5 protein-coding genes and 2 pseudogenes are annotated in these 8,207 nt (G+C 38.3%); 1 reads left to right on the top strand and 6 read right to left on the bottom strand.

Going from position 1 to position 8,207, the window contains the following annotated elements:
- Nucleotides 1-73: 73 nt before the first annotated feature.
- Nucleotides 74-250, top strand: a pseudogene (locus tag AAHB12_RS24035) (IS6 family transposase); the annotation flags it as partial.
- Nucleotides 251-399: 149 nt separating this feature from the next.
- Here the strand turns inward: AAHB12_RS24035 and AAHB12_RS24030 are convergent.
- The 6 genes and pseudogenes from AAHB12_RS24030 to AAHB12_RS24005 all read right to left on the bottom strand — a co-directional run.
- Nucleotides 400-637 (bottom strand): annotated as a pseudogene (locus AAHB12_RS24030) (Rpn family recombination-promoting nuclease/putative transposase); the annotation flags it as partial.
- A gap of 207 nt (nucleotides 638-844) precedes the next feature.
- Nucleotides 845-1,951, bottom strand: a complete 1,107-nt coding sequence (locus tag AAHB12_RS24025) for a GerAB/ArcD/ProY family transporter (protein WP_342047559.1) — start codon at nucleotides 1,949-1,951, stop codon at nucleotides 845-847.
- A 135-nt stretch (nucleotides 1,952-2,086) separates the two neighbouring features.
- On the bottom strand, nucleotides 2,087-3,298 hold the full coding sequence (locus tag AAHB12_RS24020; RefSeq protein ID WP_342047558.1) for a Ger(x)C family spore germination protein: 1,212 nt from the start codon (nucleotides 3,296-3,298) through the stop codon (nucleotides 2,087-2,089).
- Nucleotides 3,299-3,325: 27 nt separating this feature from the next.
- On the bottom strand, nucleotides 3,326-4,912 hold the full coding sequence (locus tag AAHB12_RS24015; RefSeq protein WP_342047556.1) for a spore germination protein: 1,587 nt from the start codon (nucleotides 4,910-4,912) through the stop codon (nucleotides 3,326-3,328).
- A gap of 194 nt (nucleotides 4,913-5,106) precedes the next feature.
- Nucleotides 5,107-6,840 carry a phosphoenolpyruvate--protein phosphotransferase gene (gene ptsP, locus AAHB12_RS24010; protein ID WP_342047554.1) on the bottom strand — a complete coding sequence of 578 codons (1,734 nt, stop codon included), beginning with the start codon at nucleotides 6,838-6,840 and terminating at the stop codon, nucleotides 5,107-5,109.
- 202 nt (nucleotides 6,841-7,042) lie between these two features.
- A complete protein-coding gene (locus AAHB12_RS24005) occupies nucleotides 7,043-8,206 on the bottom strand; it encodes a mannitol-1-phosphate 5-dehydrogenase (RefSeq protein WP_342047552.1) in 1,164 nt (387 codons plus the stop codon).
- Nucleotide 8,207: the final 1 nt, after the last annotated feature.

Below are 8,207 nucleotides of genomic sequence, written 5' to 3'. Positions count from 1 at the left end.
CACTATAATATCTAGCATTTTTTACATAAAAAATTAAGTTTTTAAATAAAGTGTTCAAAATGAGCATTTTTAATTTATAAAGAAACGAGTTCATTCTATGCTAGGATTGAAATTGTCTCGAACTACCAAAAAGATATTAAGTGGTATGGAAGCGGTGCATATGCTTCAAAAAAAGCAAGTTTTCTTACGCGAGCAGTCTGTCAAAAACCAGAAAGAATTTATACATCAGTTGTTTGGACTTACAGCATAAAGTGGGATTCCGAAAGAAGTCTCCTTATTTTTCAAACTTTCATTATATTTGCATCAGAACCATAAAATGCACTAGTGTTCCTAAAGGTTTACTTTTTGAAACAAAATAAAAAGAAGAATCAATTTGAATCCTCCTTTTGGTACAAGTATTTAATCTTGTAAGAATTGTTGTATGTCAGATACTCGTAATCCTGTGAATTTTGCGATATCTTCTACAGACATCCCATTCTTATGCATCCTCGAATTAATTGGATTCTTCCTTCTTCACGCCCTTTTTCTATACCTTCTTGCCTTCCCTTTTGTTTCGCATGAGCTAACTTTGCTTGTTTATCTAATAATAATTTTCCCGTGCTTCATATGCACGACGGAACGAGGAATCATGACTCATAGAACTGTTACAGAGCCTGAACGACAGATTGTGCTTGGGAATCACACAAAGCCGTATTGACTGATCCAACGTAGTCCCTCGCTATGGCTCACCATATACCGGAGACTCAGACTAGACAACTAGGCTTTTTCAAGCCCCCACTTTCGACCAACGGAAGTCCCCTTGTGGGAAAAACGTGTTAACGTTTAAGCGGTGGGTAGTTGACTACTAACTACTCGCTTGTCTTCTCATTGTCCACATTTTCCGTATCCATGTAACGAATAACAATGTACTCGGTAAAATGATGAACAAGGGTACCCATAAAAGAGACGGAACGATATGTATACCATCATAAATGTGCTTTACCGAATTCGAATCCATTTTTATTCCAGCAAAAAACACGATAATTGATACAGGGAGGACAAGAATACGGCTATTTTGTATACGTGTTAATAACTGAATGCTCCGAATTGCTGCAAACATATGAATAGAAAGCTTCATAAATAATAAACCACAGAAGAATAAAATACCAATGGCATCCATATTCGTGACAAAGTCAGCTATGTTTATTTGCCGTATTAACAAATACATAGGATACATGCTTCGTTGGAATACACCTTCACCTAAAACAGTAATCGCCAATGCATCCATCGTTCCTATAAATATTGTAGAACAGACTATCGCAAGGATAGTTGTCTTCATGACTCGTTCTGGCTGCTGTGTTAATGTCCAAATCATAGCTAACTCAATTGACTCACCAAACGATTGGGTTACCCCTGTAGGCCATATAGTTCTCCAAATTTCTCCCCATCCTTGATATAAAACAGGCTGAAGACGTTCTGGGTGTACAACGCCGGAACTGAAAAGTAAAATCATTTCTAACAAGGAAAGAACGATAATAATCGGAAATCCTATTTCTCCCATTCGTCCTATAATTTCGATTCCTGAAGACACACCATAAGCTACAACAATTATAAAAACTCCACCAATCACCCAAGTCGGTGTCTCTGGTAAAATTGTTGTCGGAATTAAATACTTTACATCTGCTATCCCACGCGCTGCATCATATATAAACTCTAGAGCATACAACCATGAAATAAAGCCCCCTAACCATCGGCCTAATTGTGCAGGATACCATTCAATAAGTGTTAATCCAGGCTGCATCCTCATAAGCAATAAATATATAAGGATAATGATCGTTCCTAGAAGGGAAGAAGTAAGTACAGCCAACCATGCATCCCGTCCTGCACCTGAGGCAAAACCAAACATAATTGTAGTACCAACTTGAAAAAAAACAGTAATCGTAAATAATTGGTAATTGGATATTCTCTCCATATCACTACCTGCTTCTTAAATTTTTTCAGGATATAGCATTCGCTCTCTTAGGTTAAAATGCTTCTCTAATATGAAGTTGTCCCTGAATGCTGTACCCATTCAGCTAAGAATTCTATTCGAAATCAACGTTCTGCATTATTGAATGAACTCCTGCTCTGACCAGATAAAAGGCTTTGTATTGAGGCCGGTTTGATTAATGTTAACATACGGCATAATGCTTACTTTTACATTTGGAAATTCTTGATCCCATCTCGCTTTAAGCGTATTTTTCCAGTATGCAGGATATTCCCTAAACACAGAGTTGCCAAATCCAATGATATCTGACTTAAATTGCTTCTGTACCTTATTAAGTGTCAATTGAACCGATTCTTTCAACTCATTCTCTAATTCATGCTGAATATAGGATATAATTTTAGGATCATTTAAGTCTAATTTGGAAGTATTCTCAATAATCTCACCACTGGAACGAATCTGCACCTTCATATGGATTTTCCCATTTTGAAGTGTAGGCTTTCGTTTTGTTGCAGATTTAAGGACTCGAATACTAATATGCCCACTCCCTTTTTCTTTTGGAATATTGATCGTGATTAGGGAAGTTTTCAATTCATTTCGAAGCCACAATAGTCCCCGTCCCTCTTGATGATTTAACCATCCTACTAACTTATCTTTACGAAACACGGCTACCCCTACTGTACCGAGATTACGATGTTGTTTTTTGTCTTGTGAGCTATTTGTGTTTGGCACTATGGAGGGGATGACTTCTATTCGGGAGGCTAACGGTTGTATGCCTTCATCAAGAAGAATGTTTAAAAACTCTCCCACAGTTTTGTTCACCATGACCCCTTGTTTTTCTTCTTCTCTTATAATTTCAGCCCCTACTCTTTCGAATTTCGGGGTGAAGTTTATAACCTGCATTGCTTCGCCTTTTGTAAATAAAATATAGCTGTCCAAACGGGATTGACGACTCCTTGAAACAGCATCAAGAAGCGGCGCAACCCCTTTCCTTGCTAGTTTATCCCCTATAACCAAAACACGGTTGTGCGAAAAAAAGAGGCGTCGAGGGAGTTTGCTTTGGATTTTTTCCAAAGCATCCATGAGGTTTTTCCCCTTCTCTGCAACGACCCACGTTGCTTTTGCTTCCAGTTCCGTTCCTCCCCCTCCGATAGCAGTGGGACCTAGCAATCGTGGCAGCGCAAGCTGTAGTGCTAAACGGATTTCCCCATCGTTCCCCTGATCCATTGCCATTGCCGTCACAACTGCAATATCATTTATTTCGGTTCTACTCCAACAACCCGTCGTCAATAGCATGATGAGAATCATTAGTACCAAGATCCCTTGTTTTCTCATAAACATCTTCCTTTGATCACATATCATCTACTGTTTTTGGAATCGTGAACGTAAAGAATTATTCATCCGTTGCGAGTTTTTCTTACCCGTTTGTGAAGGACGGTTCTTCATACCCCACCAAGGTACGCGAATAAACACATCCTTGAAATCTCCAACATTTGCAGGAGCCATAGGTGACAAATAAGGAACACCGAAGGAACGAATCTTCAACATATAGATTAAAAGAAACAAAATCCCCATAAATATACCATATAGTCCCAATGTCCCAGCTAATAACATCATGGGAAAACGAAGCATCCGAATAGCCATCGCTTGGCTGAATATGGGAAAGATAAAGGATGCAATACCAGTCATTGAAACAATAATAACTAATGGAGCAGAAACAATCCCAGCCTGAACGGCAGCTTGACCAATCACCAATGCCCCAACAATGCTCACGGCTTGACCGACTGGACGAGGCAACCTTACCCCAGCTTCTCGCAAACCTTCAAAGGAAATCTCCATTAGAAATGCTTCCACAATTGCTGGAAAAGGAACCGTTTCTCGTGAAGAAGCTACACTTAATAACAAAACCGTCGGTAGCATTTCTTGATGATATGTAGTTATTGCAATATAAACGGATGGCAAGAGTAAAGCAACAACAAGAAACGCCATCCTTAACCAGCGGATTACCGATGATATTAAAAAATTTTGATAATAATCCTCACTGGCATTTAACATACCATAAAAAGTAACCGGTACAATCAGAGCAAAGGGAGTATTATCGATAATAATTCCGACCTGCCCTTCCAATAGACAGCCAACCAATCTATCCGGTCTTTCTGTATTTATTGCTTGAGGAAATAGCGAAAAAGGGCTATCCTTAATCAGTTCTTCAATATACCCACTCTCTAGGATAGCATCAATATCAATCTGATTTAATCGTTCTCGAACCTCTGAAACAACCGGCTCCATTGCAATTCCACTTAGATACGTAATTACGATATCCGTTTTAGATAACCGCCCTACTTTGATGGCTTCCATTTTCAACTGGGGCGTTTTTAATCTTCTCCGAATTAAACTCGTATTCGTTCGAAGGTTTTCTGTAAACCCTTCTCTCGGTCCTCGTATGACCGGCTCCGTAGCGGGCTCCTCTATTGCTCGCTTATCCCACTCCTTGGCACCAATGAATATAGCTTGTTCCATCTGATCTGCTAGTAATACAGTGTCTCCTGATAAGACATGGTCTACAATCTGTTGAACATCGTTTCCTGAATCCGTCTGAGCTACTGAAATAACTTGTTTCATCAAGAAATTCTTTATATCTACATATCGAAGCGTTGTATCCCCCTGGAACATCTCTTCACACTTGAGTAACGGCTGCAGGATGTCCGAATCAATTACCTGCATATTAACAAGTCCATCCAAAAAAATAAGCACAGCCTCTTGTCTTGTACCTATTTGAAATGGGTGAAACACGATGTCGGAACAGTTATCCAGTATGAGCTTTATTTGTTGTAAATCTTCTGTGAGGTTTCCGATAAGTTTAACGCTGCTTTGAGGATTATCTTTGTCTTTATGTGGTGTCTCTGTGCTGGCAAACTGTTTCATCCACTGAAATATGCTCTTTAGCACCTGCAAAACCTCCCCTCTTACTCTGGATATAGCTGCGCTTTCTTCGAGTTAATATTGATATAAGTTAATAAGTGATAACTATGGAAATATTTTTTGTTATATTATGTAAATGGAATTATTTGTATTCATTTCACTTAGTGAAAATATGGAAAAACAAAAAGCGAACATGCTCATCCATGTTCGCTTACAACAATTTAAAATTGCTCTTTCACAAATGATACAACTTCCTCTGCTGTAGACATAGAAAGAATTGCATCCATATGCTTTTCAATATCCTCTTTAGAAAGATTACGAATTTGTGAGCGTGCCTTTAGAATAGAAGTAGCACTCATAGAGAACTCATCTAGTCCTAATCCAAGAAGAATAGGAATGGCAATGTCATCTCCTGCCATTTCTCCGCACATGCCTACCCATTTCCCTTCTTTATGGGCAGCTTGAATCACCATACGAACAAGACGTAAAATAGCTGGGTTGTATGGCTGATATAAATAAGATACACGTTCATTCATACGATCAGCTGCTAGTGTATACTGAATTAAATCATTTGTTCCAATTGAGAAGAAGTCAACTTCCTTAGCAAATAAGTCTGCACTCACGGCTGAGGAAGGAATTTCTACCATCATCCCTACTTCAATGTTATCGGAAACCTTAGTTCCTTCTACTTGAAGCTTTTCCTTTTCTTCCAGCAAGATTGCCTTTGCTTGGCGGAACTCACCAAGTGTCGCAATCATTGGGAACATAATTTTCAAGTTACCGTATGTACTCGCACGAAGCAATGCACGAAGCTGTGTACGGAACATATCCTGCATTTCTAGACATAGGCGAATAGCACGGAATCCTAAAAACGGATTCATTTCCTTTGGAAGTTCTAAATATGGAAGCTCTTTATCGCCCCCAATATCTAATGTACGGACAACAACAGGTTTCCCTTTCATACGCTCTAATACTGTTTTATAAGCCTCAAACTGTTCTTCTTCGGTTGGAAGACAGTCACGTCCCATGTACAAAAATTCTGTACGATATAACCCAACTCCTTCGCCACCATTTTCAAGCACACCATTTACATCTTCAGGTGTACCGATGTTAGCTGCAAGTTCAACATGGTAACCATCAACTGACACAGTCTGCTCATTTACGAGTTTTGCCCATTCTGCTTTTTGTGCTTCATATGCTGCTTTTTTTTCTTCATATGTTTTTACTACTTCAGCACTTGGATTTACAATGACCTTGCCATCTAATCCATCTACAATAACTAAGACACCGTTTTCAATATCTCCCGTAACTGTTTTCGTTCCGACAACTGCTGGAATTTCCATGGAACGAGCCATAATCGCTGAATGAGACGTACGACCACCGATATCTGTTGTAAACCCTTTTACAAATTTGCGATTTAACTGTGCTGTATCTGACGGTGTTAAATCTTCAGCAATAATTACTACTTCTTCTGAAATCATACTTGGATTCGAAATAGTAACACCTAATAAATGGGATAGTACACGGTTTGTTACATCACGAATATCCGATGCGCGTTCTCTCATGTACTCATTATCCATGGATTCAAACATGCTCACAAACATCGTCGCTATTTCATGTAACGCATATTCCGCATTCACTTGTTCTGTTTTCATTTTCTCTTTAATCGGTCCCAGCAATTCGGGGTCATTTAATACTAAGAGATGGGCTGCGAAAATCTCTGCTTTGTCATCACCTAACTCTTGACGAGCATATTCCTTAATTGTTTCAAGTTCTGATTTTGATTTCGCAACTGCTTCATCAAAACGCAATACTTCTTTTTCTATGGAAGCAATCGAGCTTTTTTCAACTGTTAATTCTGCATGTTCTAAACGAAAGGCTTTCGCAATAGCAATCCCCTCTGATGCAGCAATTCCATTAATTATCTTTGTTATATCTATTGTCTTTTTCAACATGTCTGAGTTCCTTCTTTCTCTATCAACTGATGGATACTGCTAGTCGCCTGTTCATCATATCTTCAGTAATGATTTTTACTTTTGCATCTTTCGAGATTCCAGGTGACATAAAATCAATGGCTGATTTTGAATTGCTAATTAAAGGTTAGTTTCCTAACTCTATTAATAAAAAACGTTTTTCCGCTGAATAAGGTCCTTTAGATTAGTCTAAAATAAATTCTCTTAGCAAAATAAATTGATGGATAATTAAATCTACTAGTGCGCTCTCTTTAGTAAGCTGTGTGTATTCATAGATGGTAGCTTCTAAACCTTGACTCTTAATCTTATTTTGTAACTCTACAGCTTCCTCGTCCCCTTGATAATCATATATAAAAGCTGCAGCAATAGCTTTAGCCAAGTAAATCGGCTGCTCCTTTACAACTTCAACATATTGTTTAGCGGGACTAATCAAACGATCATTAGGACTAAGTTTACGAATAGGAGAACGCCCTACTCGAATGACTTCATCTGATATATATGGATTGGAGAAACGACTCAAAATTTTAGCAATATATTCCTTATGTGTGTCGATATCAAAGTTATATTTTTGGACTAATAATGCTCCTGTTTCTTGAAGAGTTTTCTCTACAAGAGTTTTCATTTCTTGTTTTTCCATTACTTCATTGATTGTTTTAATGCCAGCATAATAACCCAAGTAAGCAGCAACTGCATGCCCTGTGTTTACCGTATATAACTTTCTTTCAATATAAGGTTTTAAATCATCTACGAAAGTGATTCCCGTTACCTTTGGTTTTTCTCCAATTATTTTTGTTTGGTCTACTGCCCATTCATAAAATGGCTCTACCCTTACCATTAATTTATCTTCATTTGTTTGATTAGGGACAATTCGATCAACAGCGGCATCTGGAAATCCAAAGCATTGATCAAAAAGCTTTCTTTCTTCTTCGCTGACTTTTTCATATACTTTTTCTTTGAGGAAAGTACTGCCGCCAATCATATTTTCACAGGCAATGATATTTAATGGTTTATCATTTGATTGAATTCTTTTACGCAATCCTTCCGCAATCAGGCCTGAAATAAACGGTAAGATGTTAGGACCTACGGCAGTCGTTACTAAATCTGCTTGTGCAATTGCATCTACTACTTTGTTCGGTTCGCTTTGGCTGTTAATCGCTCGCACATTTTTAACTAATAGCTCCTCTTGAGAAGTGTCAGCAAGAATAACGCGATACTCTTGTTTTTCGTTTAGTAGATTGACTATTTCGCTATTTACATCTACAAAACAAGTTTGAAAACCTGATTGATATAGTAAACTACCAATAAACCCTCTGCCTATGTTCCCTGCTCCGAAATGTACCGCTAACATG

This window comes from Bacillus sp. OTU530 (assembly GCF_038440375.1).
Note: the sequence above shows the minus strand (reverse complement) of the source record. Positions and strands in the feature narration are given on the sequence as shown.